Here is a 16744-nt window from a genome sequence, read left to right as displayed (position 1 = left end):
TCATGGTAGATTTTGCAGAACATCGTAAAGCTTTACTTTGTAATGATGCTGCATCCATCGCTGACTACCAGTCAGCCATGGATCAAGCGACCAAAGCGGTTGCAGCATGGTTGCAAAATGACAAAATGTACACGGGTGGCAGCATTAACGAGCTGCGCAGCGCGATTACGTTTAATCCTTCTAAACAGGGGTTGGGTGTAGAGAAATCTTTAGAGCGTATGGTTGAGTTATTCCTCAACAAGAGCTTAAAAGTACATCATCCGCATTCACTTGCGCATCTTCACTGCCCAACCATGGTGACCAGTCAGATTGCGGAAGTGCTGATTAACGCAACCAACCAGTCAATGGACTCATGGGATCAAAGCCCGGCCGGTTCACTGATGGAAGTTCAGTTAATCGACTGGTTACGTCAAAAAGTAGGTTATGGTGCAGGTCAGGCAGGCGTATTCACCTCTGGTGGTACACAGTCTAACCTGATGGGCGTACTGCTGGCACGTGATGCTTGCATCGCGAAAAACTGGAAAGACGAAAACGGTAAGCCGTGGTCGGTTCAGCGTGATGGTATTCCTGCGGATGCGATGCGTAATGTCAAAGTCATCTGTTCTGAAAATGCACATTTCTCTGTGCAAAAGAACATGGCGATGATGGGCATGGGTTTCCAGTCAGTGGTGACTGTTCCTGTCGATGAAAATGCGCGCATGGACATGGACGCACTGGAAAAAACCATGGCTCACCTTCAAAACGAAGGTAAAGTCGTGGCATGTGTGGTGGCAACTGCGGGTACAACCGATGCAGGTGCAATCGATCCACTGAAGAAAGTCCGTGAAATCACCAACAAATATGGCGCGTGGATGCACATCGATGCAGCTTGGGGTGGTGCTTTAATTCTGTCTAATGATCATCGCGATATGTTAGATGGTATCGAGCTGTCTGATTCGATTACGCTCGATTTCCATAAGCATTATTTCCAGACCATTTCGTGTGGCGCGTTCTTGCTGAAAGACGAAGCAAACTACCGTTTCATGCATTATGAAGCGGAGTACTTGAACTCTGCCTATGATGAAGAACATGGTGTTCCTAACCTGGTGTCGAAGTCACTACAAACCACGCGTCGTTTTGATGCCTTGAAATTGTGGATGACGGTGGAAGCATTAGGCGAAGAGCTTTATGGTTCGATGATCGATCACGGTGTTGGTTTGACGCGTGATGTGGCAGATTATATTAAAGTGACTGACGGTCTGGAGCTTCTGCTTGAGCCACAATTCGCTTCTGTGCTGTTCCGTGTGGTTCCAGCGGGCTATCCGGTTGAACTTTTAGATACACTGAACCAGAACGTGGCAGATGAGCTGTTTGCACGTGGTGAAGCGAATATTGGTGTGACGAAAGTCGCTCAGGTTCAATCCTTGAAAATGACGACTTTAAGCCCGGTTGCAACGCTGGATAACGTGAAGAACTTGCTGGCACTGGTGCTTGCAGAAGCGGATCGTATCAAAGATTCAATTGCTGATGGTACTTATACGCCACCCATTGCATAAGTGATGGTGGTGTGAAAAAAGGAGATCGAAATGATCTCCTTTTTTTTATTTTTGAGTCATAGAATGATCAATTCTATAGGTAGATTCATCAGAAAAATACCGAATATCTGTACTTATTTTAAGCTGTTATAAAATCGTCATCTAATTATGTAAGGCTAGGGAGCAAGATTTTTCTTCAATTGGGTTTTATAAAAATTGTTACATGTTAATGATCAGATTTTTTCTTCAGTTGAATGATAAAAAGAATTTAATAGTTGAAATTTATAAGTATTTTATGGATAGAAAGTATACAAATTAAAAATCATTAAATCGTAATAAAGCTGTAACTTATTTGTCATATTCTAAAATCAAAATGCATGTATCGAAATAAGTACAAAACTGAATAAAAAGTGGCGTACTCCAAATTGTATAAATGAGAGAGATACTAGAATGCGCTTTACAAATATAGCTTTAGCATTGGCATTAACAGGGGCAGCTGCTGTAACGACTGCACATGCAGCTCGTGACACGATTCAAATTGCAGGTTCTTCAACTGTACTTCCATATGCCAGTATCGTGGCGGAAGAATTCGGTAATACCTTCCCACAATTCAAAACACCAGTGGTCGGTTCTGGCGGTTCGTCAGGTGGTTTAAAGCAGTTCTGTAATGGCGTGGGTGATAACACCATTGATATCGCGAACTCTTCGCGTCAAATCAAATCTACCGAGCTGGCTGAATGTAAAAAGAACGGCGTTAACCAAGTATTAGAAATCAAAATCGGTTATGACGGTATCGTATTTGCTTCAAATGCCAATAAAGCGGCTTATAAGTTGCGTCCACAGCATGTCTTCGCTGCACTTGCTGCACAACTTCCATCAAATGGGAAAATGGTCGCCAATCCGTATACACGCTGGAACCAAATTGACAAAGCACTTCCGAATGAGCCGATCACGCTGGTGATTCCTGCTTCGAATCATGGTACGCGCGAAGTGTTCCAGGAGAAAATGGTGGATGCAGGTTGTGAATCGTATGCTGCAATTAAGTCTCTAGACAAAGATGCCAAGAAAAAAGCCTGTACCACATTCCGTAAAGATGGCCGTGTAGTTGAAATTGCAGGCGACTATACTGAAACACTGGCGCGTTTGAAAACTTCTCCAAGTGCAGTCGGGGTGTTTGGCCTAGGCTTCTATGACCAGAACCGTGACCGCTTACGTGTTGCAACTGTGAACAATGTAGCACCTTCTGAAAAAACGATTTTGAATGGTGCTTATCCGGTATCACGTCCATTGTTCTTCTACGTGAAAGGCGAACACTTGAAATCGATCAAAGGCCTACCACAGTTTACTGAATACTTCCTGAACAAGAAGGTATCTGGTAAGGGCTCTAAGCTGGAAAAAGCAGGTCTGATTTCAATGTCTGATAAAGAACGCGCAGCAGTCCTTGCAAATTTCAAGGCTGGTAAAGCGGTCATTGTAAAATAATCGATGATTTTGAAATCGCTGGTGGTAGGGTCAACCTACCATCGGCTTTTTGCGATAAACAAGTTTTTTCAAACCATGAAAATTGAGAAAACAGTGGAGAATACATGAATCTGCTACTTATAGGTGTGTTATTGGCCATTATGGCCATAGCCTATCAAATCGGATTAACTAAAAGCCGTAACTTAGCAGGTAAGGGAAGCAATTCTGCAAACTTACACTCGCGTCCCGGATATTATGGTGCACTGGTTGCACTGTGGTGTGGTATCCCTGCGTTTTTAATTTTGATTGTTTGGAATATGGTTGAGCCAAGTTTTCTGGAGCAAGTGGTACTCAACCATTTGCCGCAGGATATTTCGGCCAATCTGGATCCGGCAAGTCTGGGCGTTGTTGTTGATCGCGTTCAGGCACTTGCCTCAGGTTTCGGTGTCAGTGATACACCTGCAGCCTATGAACTGGCCGCAGCAGAACAGTTAGCTAAATTTTCGACCATTGGGACTTTTGCCAAATTGGCAGTGGTGATTTCGGCTGCACTGGCAGGTCTGGTCTGGGCCAAAAAACGTATTAGCCAGGAATTCCGCGCACGTAACCAAGTCGAGAAAATGATTAATATCGGCTTGGCATTGTGTTCGGGTGTGGCAATTCTGACCACGCTCGGGATTGTCATGTCGATGTTTGGTGAAGCGATGCGCTTCTTCAGCTTCGTCAGTCCACTGGATTTCTTCTTTGGTACCGAATGGAACCCGGGTTTTAGTACTTCTGGCAGTGCCGAGGGCAGTTACGGTTTATTGCCATTGCTGTGGGGTACGCTCATGGTCAGTGCGATCGCACTTTTGGTTGCCGTACCGGTCGGTCTGATGATTGCGATCTATCTGGCAGAATATGCATCACCGCGCTTCCGCTCTTGGGCAAAACCGACCATTGAAGTGTTGGCGGGTATTCCTACGATTGTTTATGGTGTCTTTGCCTTGATGATCATCGGTCCATTTCTTAAAGCCATGGGTGCCATGGTCGGACTCGAAATTAATGCCACCAGTGCGTTGACCGCGGGTCTGGTGATGGGCATCATGATTATTCCATTCGTATCTTCTCTATCCGATGACATTATTACCCAGGTGCCACGTGCCTTACGTGATGGTTCTCTGGGGCTAGGTGCAACCAAATCTGAAACGATCCGTCAGGTGGTTTTACCTGCAGCTTTGCCGGGTATTATTGGTGCTTTCCTGTTGGCAGCATCCCGTGCGATTGGTGAAACCATGATCGTGGTACTTGCAGCGGGGAACAGTCCGCAGCTGCATGCCAATCCACTTGAAGCCGTATCTACGGTCACCATTACCATCGTCAATCAATTAACAGGTGATACCGACTTTGCCAGTCCGCAAGCACTGGTGGCCTTTGCCCTGGGACTGACCTTATTTGTGATTACCCTAGGTTTGAACATTGTTGCACTGATCATCGTGCGTAAATATCGTGAGCAATACGACTAATGAGTACTTCAAATACAACGCCTGTGGATCAGCGTGTTGATCCATCCGTCGCTGCCGAGCTGCGTGAAAAGCGTAAGAAGACCATTCAAAGCTCTTTGGGGCGACGTCATCGTAAAGAAAAAACATTCCGTCTATTTGGTTTCTCTGCGGTATTGGCCGGTCTGTTCTTTGTGGTATTGCTCTTCGGCAGTATTTTATCCAAAGGTTTGCCTGCCTTCTGGCAAAGCAGCATGAGTTTGCCGATTCATTTCGATCCGGCCATTGTAGAGATTGGTCCAAAACCCAAGCCAGCTGCGGGAGAGTCTCCGGCGCAGTTTGAAGAGCGTATGATTGCCTGGCAAATGGATGTCGGCATGGTGGACTGGGATGCACTGATCATCAACGGCATGATCGCCAGAGACAGCAAGCTGGAAAGTCAGCGTGATGAACTGGGTTATTTATATACCAGTTCTGAGGCTTATCGCTTACGTGACATGGTCATGAATGATCCAAGTCTGGTCGGTCAAAGCACAGAGGTTAAAATTCTGGCAGATGCCAATGTCGATGTCTGGCTGGCGGGTAATATTGATCGTTCGTTACCAGCAGAACAGCAACAACTCAGTCCTGAAGTACGCCAGGTGGCGGACGAGATGAAAGCCTCAGGTGTAATCGAAAACAGTTTCAATACTAATATTTTTACCAGCCCTGACTCGCGTAGTTCACCGGCAACATCAGGTCTGGCAGGCGCTTTCATGGGCTCACTGTTCATGATGATGATCGTGATCTTTATCTCGATTCCAATTGGGGTGGCATCTGCGATCTATCTGGAAGAGTTTGCGCCGAAAAACTGGATTACCGATATTGTCGAAGTCAACATCAACAACCTGGCAGCAGTGCCATCGATTGTGTTTGGTTTGCTGGGTGCCGCGATCTTTATTGGCTGGATGCATTTACCGCTATCGGCCCCTCTGGTCGGTGGTCTGGTGCTGAGTCTGATGACTTTGCCAACTGTCATCATCACCACACGTGCATCGCTTAAAGCGGTTCCACCTTCGATTCGTCAGGCAGCGTTGGGCTTGGGTGCTTCACGACTGCAAACGGTTTTTCATCATGTCTTGCCATTGGCTTTGCCGGGTATTTTAACTGGTGCCATTATCGGGGTCGCGCAGGCATTAGGTGAAACCGCACCATTGTTATTAATCGGGATGAGTGCTTTTGTTGCCAGCGTTCCAGCCACACCATTTGATCAGTCTACAGCGTTACCTGTGCAGATTTTCTTATGGCAGGGCAATGAGTTACGTAACTTCTTTGAAGGGCGTACCGCAGCAGCAATTATTGTACTTCTGGCCATGATGATCAGCTTGAACAGTCTGGCCATCTGGTTACGTAAAAAGTTTGAAGTCCGTTGGTAATAGGGGCAGAATCATGAACACAACTGTTATTCAAAACTCCTTAAAAAAGGATCAATCCGTGAATCCACAACAGACACAATTCACTAATGATGAGGCTACACAAAAGCCAGCAACATCGTTTGTCTCCCAATTCGATACGCAAAGTAGCAGCAAAAAAGATGAAAAGTCGACAAATATGAAACTGAGTACATCTGATGTGCATGTGTACTATGGTGAAGCGGAAGCGATTAAAGGCATTGACCTGAACATTTATGAAAATGAAGTGATTGCTTTTATTGGGCCATCAGGCTGTGGTAAGTCAACCTTTCTGCGTACCCTAAACCGCATGAATGACACCATTGACAGTTGTCGTGTGACCGGTAAAGTCATGCTGGACAATCAGGACATTTATGATCCAAACCTGGATGTGGTCTTGCTACGTGCTCAAGTCGGTATGGTATTCCAGAAGCCCAACCCGTTTCCAAAGTCTATTTTTGACAACGTTTCTTACGGCCCGAAATTACATGGTCTTGCACGTGATAAATACGATCTTGAAGAAATTGTCGAAGGCAGTTTGCGTAAAGCCGGTTTGTGGGAAGAAGTAAAAGACCGTTTGAATCAGCCGGGAACAGGTTTGTCAGGTGGTCAGCAGCAACGTTTATGTATCGCGCGTACCATCGCAGTTTCGCCTGAAGTGATTCTGATGGATGAACCATGTTCTGCGCTGGATCCAATTGCAACAGCAAAAGTAGAAGAGCTGATTTCTGAGCTTTCAACTCAATATACCATTGCGATTGTAACCCACTCCATGCAACAGGCAGCGCGTGTATCTGACCGTACTGCGTATTTCCATCTGGGTGATTTAATTGAGGTGAATGCGACCGAGAAAGTCTTTACCCAACCAGACCATCAATTGACTGAAGCTTATATTACAGGGCGTTTTGGTTAATACGATTTTAAAAATAAATCTTTTAAAACAGAATCTTAGGGTTCTGTTTTTTGTTATGTTCTATAAGTTTTTTAAGATTTATAATGATAATGCAACAGACACCTGAATTTAAAGAAAAAGCTAAACTGACGCAAATCGCGATGAAAGATATGTTTCGAAGCCTATTCGGCACAGTATATACTCATCAATATTTTGGTTTAGTGATGGTGCTGTTTAGTATCATATTAGCCTTGATTGTCCCTTATGAAGGCTTGTTCATTACTTCACAAAGTCAGGGAATGACCAACTATCATCGTTGGCTCTATGACGTGTTTGTGATCGTGAATACTTTCTTGGGCTTTGTGATTTTTTATATGTTAAAGCATCAAAAATATAATATTGAAGTTAAACAAAAATGGCGTGTTTATATTACAGCACATGCTCAATTTAAATTTCATCGTTATCTAAAAGCACAAGAGAAGGGCAAGAAACCATTAATGCATACGCGTTTTGGTGAATACTTCTTTGTGCTTATTACGATCATTTTTTTTATTGCGGTATATTCATTGATGACCCCTTCGGGGACAAGTCATCGAGGTTTTATTATATTAACCTGGTGGCCAATGAATGCTTCGATTATAGCTGTAATCTATACACTTTTATTTATTTGGTATTTTCGTTTGTTCGCGATCAATGAAATTATGAATCAATATAAATTATTGATTCGTCGTGGACATGCTTGGCAACAAGATCAATAAATGCTGTTGAAAAAATCAGAATTGACCTAATCTAAGGATATAAGCCGAATTAAATAGAGAATAGATTTTTTATGTTATTTCATAGTCCGAAACTGCCCGCTGAAATCCGTGTCAGTCATTTAAATGCGCGTATCAATGAACAACGAAAAAAAATAGCGCAAACGACTGGCTCTAAACTGGAGCTTTTGCAGTTGTCACAACAGCTGTCAAAAGAAGGCCGTGCACGCAAGAAAACCAATCAAAAAATCTATGTACTCGATTTTAAGGGCGATATGGCCGCTTCTGCGGTCGAAAGTTTACGTGAAGAAATTACCCTGATTTTATCCACGGCTAAAGCGGGCCGTGACCGTGTTGTGGTGCGTTTAGAAAGCCCGGGTGGTATGGTGCATGGCTATGGTCTGGCCGCTGCTCAACTGGTACGTTTACGTGATGCCGGTTTTCACTTGACCATCTGTGTCGATAAAGTAGCGGCCAGTGGCGGTTATATGATGGCGTGTATCGCAAATGAAGTTGTGTCTGCACCATTTGCGATTGTCGGTTCGATTGGGGTGGTGGCTCAAGTGCCTAACTTTAACCGTCTGCTGAAAGACAATAAAATCGACTTTGAACTCTATACCGCAGGTCAGTACAAACGTACCGTGACCATGTTTGGTGAAAACACCGAAGAAGGGAAGGCCAAGTTTGAAGAAGAGTTACAGCAAACGCATGCCTTGTTCAAACATTTTGTAGAAAAATACCGTCCGCAGCTGAATGTGGAAAAAGTGGCAACCGGTGAGCATTGGTATGGTCGTGATGCACTGGATTTAAATCTGGTAGATAAACTGCAAACTTCAGATGAATATTTACTGCACTTGCTGACGCAACATGATGTTTATTCGATCCAGACCCGCAAGAAACCAACCTTGGGTGAAAAGCTGGGTTTACAGGCAGCGCAAATTGCGGATTCATTGATTCCAACCGTAATGAATAAGGTCATGGAAGGCTTAAGCAAAGCCAATGCAAATCTGGTACAAATGCGCGATCCTAAACTCTAATTCAGTTAAAATTGAATATATATTAAAGCTCACTGCGGTGAGCTTTTTTATGCCTTAAGTTATTGTTAGTATACTATAAAAGATCTAATTCAATGCGGCTTTTACTGGCATGCTCACCCTTATTCTTGTTTTAGGTTTTCTGACTATCGCGATCTGTCCGATAGCATGTGCATTGTACGCTGAAGCCAAGTTACAAAATGAAGATCAAAAAAAACTTTTATTTTGGCTGGGTTTTATCCCAGGGACATGTCTCTTTATTCTATATGCTGTGTTAAAGCCAGATGATCCGCCTGTTATTCCATCGAAGGCATGTGGTGTGGTGCAGTCTTATCAGGTGCATAAAACTCGAGGTGGTAAGGAGTTTGAAGGTGTGATTATTCGCTTTGATGGTGCTCAATATAGTCGCCATTTACTCTTCGATCAGCATCTAGAGAAAATGCCGAAAGCTCAAAAGGTCTGCTTTGAATATTTAGATAAGTTCAAATATCCACATTTGTCAGAATCTAAGTTTGTTCAATGGATTGAACCGACTGAAATGCAAAACATCCCTACAGCTAATCGGATAAAATAAAGCATATTTTATTGTTAGAGCAGAAACATGGCTATAGCTGAAGCATATCTTGCAACACAAAACTGTTATTTTAATTACGAGTTTGAAGAATTGAACTTGGATGATTTCCCAGAAGAATTTTCTATTTCTCTACGTGGGATGATGTATAGACATGAAATTCAATATCCTGATGCAAGCTATTTTATTTATTACAGCGAAATGTTGACGGGTAATGAATTGCAAAAAATGAAAGATGACTGGATGCAATATTGCCCACTTTCATAAGTGAAAAATATGAATGTAATGAAATAGTTGATCACAAACCTTAATTCAATAAGATTTTGATTTTAAAAGCTCACTTCGGTGGGCTTTTTTGATTTTTCGGTATCAACTGCAGACCGCCTGTTATCGCCGCGCCAATCGTAGCAAGCAAGATGTCTTTGTGCGCATCCCACATATCACCTTGTTGTCCATTATAGTTTTCAGCTTCCTCAGGAGATAAACCAATGGCAATCAGCCATTCCAGCCATTCATAGAGCATGCTACTGGCCACCACAAACTGAATCACCAGCAGGAAAATGACCACAGGTCTTTGCTGCGGCAACCAGACCTGAAACAGGCGATAGAAAATTGGATAAAGTAATAATCCGTAGGCCAGATGGACAAAACGGTCAAACATATTGCGTGACCAATGCATGACTTCATTCAGATGAAAGCCAAAAATCTGTTCGATCCATTGGTTATAAGGCACATAAGAATACAGATAATGCGCAGCAATCACATGAACAATCAGGAAAAGGATATATAAATTAAAACTTAAAAAATTCAGCCCAATTTTATACAGACAGACCAGCAGCATGATAAGCATGAAAGCTGTACCTGCCTGATGCAAGAGATACGCTTCCAGTTCTAAAGGACGAATACTGGCAAGCAGAATCGCCAGAATTAAAATACCCAGGCTCGCATAATGCTTGGCGGAAAGTCGCTGCTCAATCATGTCGTTATGATGAAATATCGTTTTTAGAATAAAACACATTATAAATAAAAAGGCGAAGCCTGAGCTTCGCCTTTTGGTCTTATTTTAAATTAGATTTTAGCAATCAGCTCAGCCACTTGTTTGGCCTGTTCAGCAGCATTACCTGTATAAGAAGCAGGTGTCATTTCAGCTAGACGCGCACGATCAGCAGCTGGAACAGCTTCTAACTCGTTACCGTTTACGAAATCAACCATCATGTCGCGAGTCATGGCCTGACCACGAGTCAGGGCTTTTAATTTTTCGTATGGTTTTTCAACGTTGTAACGACGCATTACTGTTTGAATTGGTTCAGCCAATACTTCTTGCGCATTGTCCAGGTCTTCATTGATACGTGCAGCATTGAGTTCAAGTTTGCCGATACCTTTAGCACATGCTTCGAAAGCAATTAAGCTTTGTGCAAAACCAACACCCATGTTACGCAGCACAGTAGAGTCAGTCAGGTCACGCTGCCAGCGAGAAATTGGCAGTTTTTCCCCAAGGTGTGCAAGTACAGCATTGGCAAGACCCAAGTTACCTTCAGAGTTTTCGAAGTCAATCGGGTTTACTTTATGCGGCATGGTTGAAGAACCGACTTCGCCATCTTTTAGCTTTTGCTTGAAGAAACCAAGCGAGATATAACCCCAAACATCACGGTTAAAATCGATCAGAATAGTGTTGAAACGACGCAGGGCATCAAACAGTTCAGCCATGTAGTCATGTGGCTCGATTTGCGTGGTGTACGGGTTGAAATCTAGACCCAAAGATTCTACAAATGCTTGTGAATGTGCCGGCCAGTTGATGTCTGGGTAAGCAGAATAGTGCGCATTGTAGTTACCTACTGCACCATTGATTTTGCCTAGAAGTTCAACATTTTTGAACTGTTTGATTTGACGTGCAAGGCGGTAAGCCACGTTCGCCATTTCTTTACCCAACGTCGTTGGGCTTGCAGTTTGACCATGCGTACGAGACAACATTGGCTGGTCAGCATGCTTTTCAGAAAGTGCAACAACTGAATCAATGATTTGCTGCATAGATGCAACCAGTACATCACGACCGCTTTTCAGCATCAAGGCATGTGACAGGTTGTTAATATCTTCAGAAGTACATGCAAAGTGAATGAATTCACCGGCATTTTTCAATTCATCGATATTGGCAATTTTTTCTTTCAGGAAATATTCAACCGCTTTAACGTCGTGGTTGGTGGTGCGTTCGATCTCTTTGATGCGATTGGCATCATCTTCAGAGAAATTGCTTACAATCGCATCAAGCGCTGCATTAGTTTCGCCTGAAAACGCCGGAACTTCAGTAATTTCCGGGTGGTTCGCAAGCGCCTGTAACCAACGCACTTCAACAGTCACACGAGCATGGATTAAACCAAACTCAGAAAGAAAGGGACGTAGAGCATCACATTTGCTCGCGTAACGTCCATCTAGTGGAGAAAGTGCAGTTAAAGCGTTCATATCGATTCCTTAGATTTTGGAATTAAACGTAAAACGAAACACGTGCAGTATCAGTTAAACCACCTGAAACTGTAAACGCGCCAGATTCTGAATATCTTTTAGCAACTTGCGTTTGCCAAATACCATGCCCCAGGAGCTGCCACCAAGCTGACGCCACAGGTGCGCCATTTGCAAACCGGTAAAGAGGGAAGCACGGATGCGGTTGGTATGTCCGGCATCTTTAAAGGCTTCGGCATTGCCACGAACCATGATGCGCGGATTGATTGATCCCGCAGTATCGACATAGGTTTGAGCCAGATTGGCAATGATGCTGGGGTGCAGGTAATTGTTATCGAAAAAGGAAAGCTGTCTGAGAATTTTCTGTTGGGACTGTTCAATAATTTCAACAAATTGGGGATTGCTATAGACCTTCTTTTCTAATTGAAGAAGTGCCATGGCATAGCTCATTGGAAGTTTTGTACTGGAAAGTTTTGGAATTCTGGATTTTGGTGAAGTATTGAAGGGTTGAATAATGCTGCTTTCTAATATTTTTAAGCCTAAGGAAATATCGGCCAGTTGATTAAAAAAGTCTAGGGTCTGGGCATTTTCGTTATTGCCGGGACGAATATTGAGACTGGCTTTAATCAACTGTTCAAAATAAAAGTTACCGTTTTCACCAATACTTTGCTGACCACTCAATGCGGTCATATGGGTCAGCTGGGTGGCCTGAAACACACCCGCTAACGCCAAAGCGCGATTTTGACGAGTATTCAACGTTGTGGCTGGTTGAAATGGTAACTCCGTCATGCCGAATTCATCCTTTTATAAAATCAGGTTTAGGTGCATTGGTATGATGAATCACACCACCGCCTAAACAAACTTCACCTGAATAAAACACCACACTTTGACCTGGGGTCACTGCACGTTGTGGTTCATCAAACTCCACACGTACACCATTGGGTGATTCTGAATCTTGGTACACCGTACAGGCTTGATCAGTCTGACGGTAACGGGTTTTGGCCGAGCAACGGAAACCTGTTTCAGGAATATCCTGCTCGCCGGCCACCCAGTCAATCGCTTCACTCCAAAGCATGGTGCTTTGCATCAGTGGGTGCTCATGGCCTTGACCCACCACCAGACGATTGCCTTCGATATCTTTATGTAATACGAACCAGGCACCTTCCGCGACGCCTTTCATTCCGCCAATACCGATGCCGCCGCGTTGACCGAGCGTATAGTACATTAAGCCGTGATGATCACCAACCTCTTTACCGTCTTCCAGCACGATTTTTCCGGGTTGTGCCGGTAAATATTGCTTCAAGAAGTCATTAAATCGGCGCTCACCAATAAAGCAGATCCCGGTCGAGTCTTTTTTCTTCGCCGTAGCAAGATCTAATTCTTCAGCGATTTTGCGGACTTGCGGCTTTTCAATTTCACCGACAGGGAATAATGTCTTGTTAATTTCACGACCATGTACGGCATGCAGGAAATAGGTTTGATCCTTATTCTGATCAACACCACGTAAGAGTGGTGCGTATTCTTCACCGCGCGAATTGGTCATGGTTGCACCGCGACGACAGTAATGACCTGTGGCAATAAAGTCTGCACCCAAGTTCACCGCATGATCTAGAAAGGCACGGAATTTAATTTCTTTATTACATAAAATGTCTGGGTTTGGGGTACGGCCAGCCGCATATTCTGCTAAAAAATGCTCGAATACACGATCCCAATATTCCATGGCAAAGTTTGCGGTATGCAGTTTAATCCCGATTTTGTCGCAGACGGCCTGAGCATCGGCAAGGTCATCCATCGCCGTGCAATATTCTGTGCCGTCATCTTCTTCCCAGTTCTTCATGAAAAGACCTTCAACCTGATAACCCTGTTGAAGTAAAAGCGCAGCAGAAACAGATGAATCTACACCACCCGACATACCGACGATGACACGTTGTTGCATAGGATTAGGCATCCAAATTTGAAATTAAGGGAGAGTTTTGATGCTCGTAAATGAGCGATAAAGGGTATTTTTGACCTGACAGGGCATCTTGCACGGCTTTAATCACCAGGGGACTACGGGCACGCGCCGATTCTTTCAGTTCGTCCAATGTCATCCAGACTGCGCCGACAATATCCGTATCTAAAGCGGCATTTGGGTCGTAGTCAGTGGATTTGGCTAAAAAGCAGAAACGAAAATAAGTACGATCCGGAAACATGGGCGGGGTATAGGTATACATCCCTAAAAGATGGGTCACTTCAACCGTATGTCCGGTCTCTTCCATGGTTTCACGAATTGCGGCTTCGATAATGGTTTCACCGCATTCCACATGACCTGCTGGCTGATTAAATACTGGGTGTGTCACAGCTTCTGTATGTTCTTCGACAAACAGGAATTTTCCGTCTTTTTCGATGACGGTTGCGACAGTGACGTGAGCAGTCCAAGCGGTCATAGAACAGCACCATGGAAAATGATGCACTATTGTATAAAATTTTGGGGTGTGTGGCTATGATGATCAGTTTTTTCTTTAAGGTGTTATCTCCTTTACATGTGAGAAATGGGAAATAAACCAAATATAATCAGTATCCCGCTCAATCAGATTATGAGTCATACATTTAATTAATCTGATTTTCTGCAGTCATTTTCAATCAATGTATCACGATAAGATTCATTCAAGTCGTGTTGCCAATGCTTAACATAAGCATCAACCCAGATGTAGCTCTCATTTTTGTCAATTTTAGTGGGTAAATATTGCTTATATTTTTGCAGAAAAACACCCATCCAACAGATTTGATTGATTTGAGCAATGTTTAAGTCTTCATCAAAACGATAAGACTTACCAATCGTTTGCTCATAGCCTCGAATCACAGCGATTTTTTCCAGTGTCGAAAATAGTAACTGTTGCGTTAATGGAGATAATTCAGATGAGGAGGCAATTTGGTACACTTTGGCATCGGACAACAATGTACCTACTATTCCTCGATTGGCATTTTTTAGTGCTTCACTATTTATGTCGGTTTGAGAGGCGAGTGAACAACTTGCCAAAAATATGAAACATAATGAACTAAGGGTTATTAATTTTTTTATACATGACATTGACTGGATCACCTAAGTATAGGCCTTGAGATTTTAATATTTGAATCATATTTGGATTAAAATCCTGTTTAAAAACATCAATAAACATATTTTTATTAATTGTAATCGGCCCTTTGTTATTTTGGATTAAAAACATATCTCTTGTAGCATCAACAATATTAATTTTATCAATCTGATTTTGTAGTTTCTTAGCTTTAATTAGAGCAGACTTTAATTGATCTTGGGTGTTTAAATAAGGAATATCTTTTACTTCATCAATGGTAAAAGTCGTAAGAAACCGAGCCTTAAACACAGCTTTTTGAAATTCAGCTACAATTTTAGGAGCTTCGCGCATCACATTTTTCATTAGATAGTTATGAAACTTTATATACATTTGAGTATGAAATGCAGGATCTGATAAATACCCTTCAGGCAAATTATTAGTATCCCATTCCATCCCAAACCTGATAGCTGTAAGTAACTCTATCTTATTTGTGATACTCGACCATTGATCTAAGCTCATCAAAAAGTTGTAAGGACGAGCAATATAGTAATTTCGTACTTTAATAACACTGTTGCATAATGGTTCTGAAAATTCACAGACTTTTTTTTCCTCTGGAAAGGCTTCCCAAATATTAGAATTTCCAGAAATGATGCGACTATAGGCAGAGGCTAATTTTGTGGTTTCCATCATTATTCCCATTTATTCATGGGTTGGGAAAAGTCAAAAACATGTAGATCGACTTGTTCGGATTTAATTCCTGTATGCAAGATTTTAGTAAAACCATCATGATCTGTAAAGCCGCTCTTTTCTTTCCCATCATTTGTTGTTAATAGATAAAAATATCCATTTACAGGTATATTGAATTTTTTATTTATGAGCTGGAACTTTAGTCCATGTTCTTCTACAGGAATAGGATTCTCTACGAAATTTTGGGTACTTGAATATAGGTTTCTTTTTTGTTGCAGAAAGGCATGTACAGTATGCTGAGGAGCTCCAACCACATGAACTTGCTTTGGCATTAAGATTGCCCCACAGCTAAAGTGATCACCTACATAAGCCACTGCTTTCCCATCCATAATGACATGATCATGGCTTTTAATTAGTGTTGACCACATATTACATTTGGGACAAGCAAAACCATCACCAACTCTTAAGAAGGAGATCCCCATTTGGGTCATCTTGGACTGGCTTGCCATAACTATTCCACCGTGGGAAGTCGTGGAAACTTGAATGCCGAAAGGACGTGTCATAATTTAAATTCTTATTGGTATATTGTTAACATGAATAAAGATACTTTTAATAACAACGATATATTCAAAATATGAGAAATTAACTCGCTTTTATAGAAGAATTATTCATACTTTTATATTGGGTTTTTGTTGTAAGTATATATTTTTATTAAAATTGCTATAATGATAATTTATTATGTTTTAAGCATATCAGAAGCATGATGAACTTGGAATCATCATGCTGAAAATTTTGCTTTAGAGGATCTGCTTTAAATAATTTTTTTACTTGTAATTCCCCGACACCTTCACATAATTCTGCGCTGAATACGGTAAAAATGCTTTTTCTTTATCTGTCAGCGGACGCACTTTTTTCACAGGGCTGCCCACATACAAATAACCGCTTTCCAAAACCTTATTCGGTGGAACAAGCGAACCTGCACCAATCATTACATCATCTTCAACAATCACATCATCCAGAATAATCGTACCAATACCGACCAAAACACGATTGCCAATGGTACAACCATGTAGTTTGACATGATGGCCAATGGTGACATCTTCACCAATAATTAAAGGCGAACCTTCAGGCTTATCGGCTTTCTTATGGCTGACATGCAACATCGAGTGATCTTGTACATTTGAGTTTTTACCAATCCGAATATGATTCACATCACCCCGAATTACGGCAAAAGGCCATACCGAAACATTTTCAGCCAAAACCACATCGCCGACCACAATTCCCATCGGATCGACATAACAGGAAGCATCAATCTGTGGGGTCATATCTAAATAAGAACGAATATTTTGGCTCATAACGATCTGTCCGATAAATGATGAAGGATCATGTGCATAGTATAAAATAAAAAGCAC

Annotated in this window: 18 protein-coding genes; 9 read left to right on the top strand and 9 right to left on the bottom strand. The window is 42.4% G+C overall.

Annotated features, from left to right (window positions below; all coding sequences use genetic code 11):
* Positions 1 to 2: 2 nt before the first annotated feature.
* The 9 genes from FTV30_RS00645 (at position 3) to FTV30_RS00605 (ending at position 9405) form a co-directional block, all read left to right on the top strand.
* The gene (locus FTV30_RS00645) at positions 3 to 1535 is read left to right on the top strand and encodes an aspartate aminotransferase family protein (protein WP_180000821.1); all 1533 of its coding nucleotides are present in this window, start codon (positions 3 to 5) and stop codon (positions 1533 to 1535) included.
* Between the two features lie 429 nt (positions 1536 to 1964).
* Positions 1965 to 2996 (top strand): substrate-binding domain-containing protein, encoded by a 1032-nt coding sequence (locus FTV30_RS00640; protein WP_005171700.1) that lies wholly within the window; start codon positions 1965 to 1967, stop codon positions 2994 to 2996.
* Positions 2997 to 3100: 104 nt separating this feature from the next.
* A complete protein-coding gene (gene pstC, locus FTV30_RS00635) occupies positions 3101 to 4480 on the top strand; it encodes a phosphate ABC transporter permease subunit PstC (protein WP_180000820.1) in 1380 nt (459 codons plus the stop codon).
* A complete protein-coding gene (gene pstA / locus FTV30_RS00630) occupies positions 4480 to 5871 on the top strand; it encodes a phosphate ABC transporter permease PstA (protein ID WP_005096458.1) in 1392 nt (463 codons plus the stop codon). Before pstC ends, pstA begins: the two co-directional genes overlap by 1 nt.
* Before the next feature lie 13 nt (positions 5872 to 5884).
* On the top strand, positions 5885 to 6799 hold the full coding sequence (gene pstB / locus FTV30_RS00625) for a phosphate ABC transporter ATP-binding protein PstB (RefSeq protein ID WP_218950538.1): 915 nt from the start codon (positions 5885 to 5887) through the stop codon (positions 6797 to 6799).
* 83 nt (positions 6800 to 6882) lie between these two features.
* Entirely contained in the window at positions 6883 to 7536 is a 654-nt protein-coding gene (locus FTV30_RS00620) for a hypothetical protein (protein ID WP_257220445.1), read from the top strand.
* A 71-nt stretch (positions 7537 to 7607) separates the two neighbouring features.
* On the top strand, positions 7608 to 8570 hold the full coding sequence (sohB, locus tag FTV30_RS00615) for a protease SohB (RefSeq protein WP_180000819.1): 963 nt from the start codon (positions 7608 to 7610) through the stop codon (positions 8568 to 8570).
* A 109-nt stretch (positions 8571 to 8679) separates the two neighbouring features.
* Entirely contained in the window at positions 8680 to 9141 is a 462-nt protein-coding gene (locus FTV30_RS00610; RefSeq protein ID WP_005096462.1) for a hypothetical protein, read from the top strand.
* Between the two features lie 27 nt (positions 9142 to 9168).
* On the top strand, positions 9169 to 9405 hold the full coding sequence (locus tag FTV30_RS00605) for a hypothetical protein (protein WP_005096465.1): 237 nt from the start codon (positions 9169 to 9171) through the stop codon (positions 9403 to 9405).
* A 70-nt stretch (positions 9406 to 9475) separates the two neighbouring features.
* On the opposite strand, the gene FTV30_RS00600 is transcribed toward FTV30_RS00605, so the two are convergent.
* The 9 genes from FTV30_RS00600 to FTV30_RS00560 form a co-directional block, all read right to left on the bottom strand.
* The gene (locus FTV30_RS00600; protein ID WP_180000818.1) at positions 9476 to 10117 is read right to left on the bottom strand and encodes a DUF2238 domain-containing protein; all 642 of its coding nucleotides are present in this window, start codon (positions 10115 to 10117) and stop codon (positions 9476 to 9478) included.
* Between the two features lie 89 nt (positions 10118 to 10206).
* On the bottom strand, positions 10207 to 11595 hold the full coding sequence (gene purB, locus FTV30_RS00595; protein ID WP_004730090.1) for an adenylosuccinate lyase: 1389 nt from the start codon (positions 11593 to 11595) through the stop codon (positions 10207 to 10209).
* 54 nt (positions 11596 to 11649) lie between these two features.
* Positions 11650 to 12381, bottom strand: coding sequence for a high frequency lysogenization protein HflD (gene hflD / locus FTV30_RS00590; RefSeq protein ID WP_180000817.1), 732 nt, complete (start codon positions 12379 to 12381; stop codon positions 11650 to 11652).
* Between the two features lie 7 nt (positions 12382 to 12388).
* Positions 12389 to 13528 carry a tRNA 2-thiouridine(34) synthase MnmA gene (mnmA, locus tag FTV30_RS00585; protein ID WP_005171681.1) on the bottom strand — a complete coding sequence of 380 codons (1140 nt, stop codon included), beginning with the start codon at positions 13526 to 13528 and terminating at the stop codon, positions 12389 to 12391.
* Positions 13529 to 13532: 4 nt separating this feature from the next.
* Complete coding sequence (locus FTV30_RS00580; protein ID WP_100328733.1) at positions 13533 to 14018, bottom strand: NUDIX hydrolase; 486 nt, start codon at positions 14016 to 14018, stop codon at positions 13533 to 13535.
* Between the two features lie 167 nt (positions 14019 to 14185).
* On the bottom strand, positions 14186 to 14611 hold the full coding sequence (locus FTV30_RS00575; protein ID WP_225552801.1) for a hypothetical protein: 426 nt from the start codon (positions 14609 to 14611) through the stop codon (positions 14186 to 14188).
* A 19-nt stretch (positions 14612 to 14630) separates the two neighbouring features.
* Positions 14631 to 15332 carry a hypothetical protein gene (locus FTV30_RS00570; protein ID WP_180000816.1) on the bottom strand — a complete coding sequence of 234 codons (702 nt, stop codon included), beginning with the start codon at positions 15330 to 15332 and terminating at the stop codon, positions 14631 to 14633.
* Positions 15333 to 15334: 2 nt separating this feature from the next.
* Positions 15335 to 15895, bottom strand: a complete 561-nt coding sequence (locus tag FTV30_RS00565; protein ID WP_180000815.1) for a PAAR domain-containing protein — start codon at positions 15893 to 15895, stop codon at positions 15335 to 15337.
* Positions 15896 to 16156: 261 nt separating this feature from the next.
* On the bottom strand, positions 16157 to 16687 hold the full coding sequence (locus tag FTV30_RS00560; RefSeq protein WP_005096476.1) for a gamma carbonic anhydrase family protein: 531 nt from the start codon (positions 16685 to 16687) through the stop codon (positions 16157 to 16159).
* Between the last annotated feature and the right edge of the window lie 57 nt (positions 16688 to 16744).

Origin of the sequence: Acinetobacter sp. YH12255, from assembly GCF_013417355.1 — a bacterium.
In the GTDB taxonomy this organism is placed as follows: domain Bacteria; phylum Pseudomonadota; class Gammaproteobacteria; order Pseudomonadales; family Moraxellaceae; genus Acinetobacter; species Acinetobacter pseudolwoffii.
This window is presented reverse-complemented; position numbering and strand designations above follow the sequence as displayed.

Coding starts and splice junctions, on each gene's coding strand:
- FTV30_RS00645 (WP_180000821.1), top strand. CDS start 3: ATGGTAGATTTTGCAGAACATCGTAAAGCTTTACTTTGTAATGATGCT.
- FTV30_RS00640 (WP_005171700.1), top strand. CDS start 1,965: ATGCGCTTTACAAATATAGCTTTAGCATTGGCATTAACAGGGGCAGCT.
- pstC (WP_180000820.1), top strand. CDS start 3,101: ATGAATCTGCTACTTATAGGTGTGTTATTGGCCATTATGGCCATAGCC.
- pstA (WP_005096458.1), top strand. CDS start 4,480: ATGAGTACTTCAAATACAACGCCTGTGGATCAGCGTGTTGATCCATCC.
- pstB (WP_218950538.1), top strand. CDS start 5,885: ATGAACACAACTGTTATTCAAAACTCCTTAAAAAAGGATCAATCCGTG.
- FTV30_RS00620 (WP_257220445.1), top strand. CDS start 6,883: ATGATAATGCAACAGACACCTGAATTTAAAGAAAAAGCTAAACTGACG.
- sohB (WP_180000819.1), top strand. CDS start 7,608: ATGTTATTTCATAGTCCGAAACTGCCCGCTGAAATCCGTGTCAGTCAT.
- FTV30_RS00610 (WP_005096462.1), top strand. CDS start 8,680: ATGCTCACCCTTATTCTTGTTTTAGGTTTTCTGACTATCGCGATCTGT.
- FTV30_RS00605 (WP_005096465.1), top strand. CDS start 9,169: ATGGCTATAGCTGAAGCATATCTTGCAACACAAAACTGTTATTTTAAT.
- FTV30_RS00600 (WP_180000818.1), bottom strand. CDS start 10,117: ATGATTGAGCAGCGACTTTCCGCCAAGCATTATGCGAGCCTGGGTATT.
- purB (WP_004730090.1), bottom strand. CDS start 11,595: ATGAACGCTTTAACTGCACTTTCTCCACTAGATGGACGTTACGCGAGC.
- hflD (WP_180000817.1), bottom strand. CDS start 12,381: ATGACGGAGTTACCATTTCAACCAGCCACAACGTTGAATACTCGTCAA.
- mnmA (WP_005171681.1), bottom strand. CDS start 13,528: ATGCAACAACGTGTCATCGTCGGTATGTCGGGTGGTGTAGATTCATCT.
- FTV30_RS00580 (WP_100328733.1), bottom strand. CDS start 14,018: ATGACCGCTTGGACTGCTCACGTCACTGTCGCAACCGTCATCGAAAAA.
- FTV30_RS00570 (WP_180000816.1), bottom strand. CDS start 15,332: ATGGAAACCACAAAATTAGCCTCTGCCTATAGTCGCATCATTTCTGGA.
- FTV30_RS00565 (WP_180000815.1), bottom strand. CDS start 15,895: ATGACACGTCCTTTCGGCATTCAAGTTTCCACGACTTCCCACGGTGGA.
- FTV30_RS00560 (WP_005096476.1), bottom strand. CDS start 16,687: ATGAGCCAAAATATTCGTTCTTATTTAGATATGACCCCACAGATTGAT.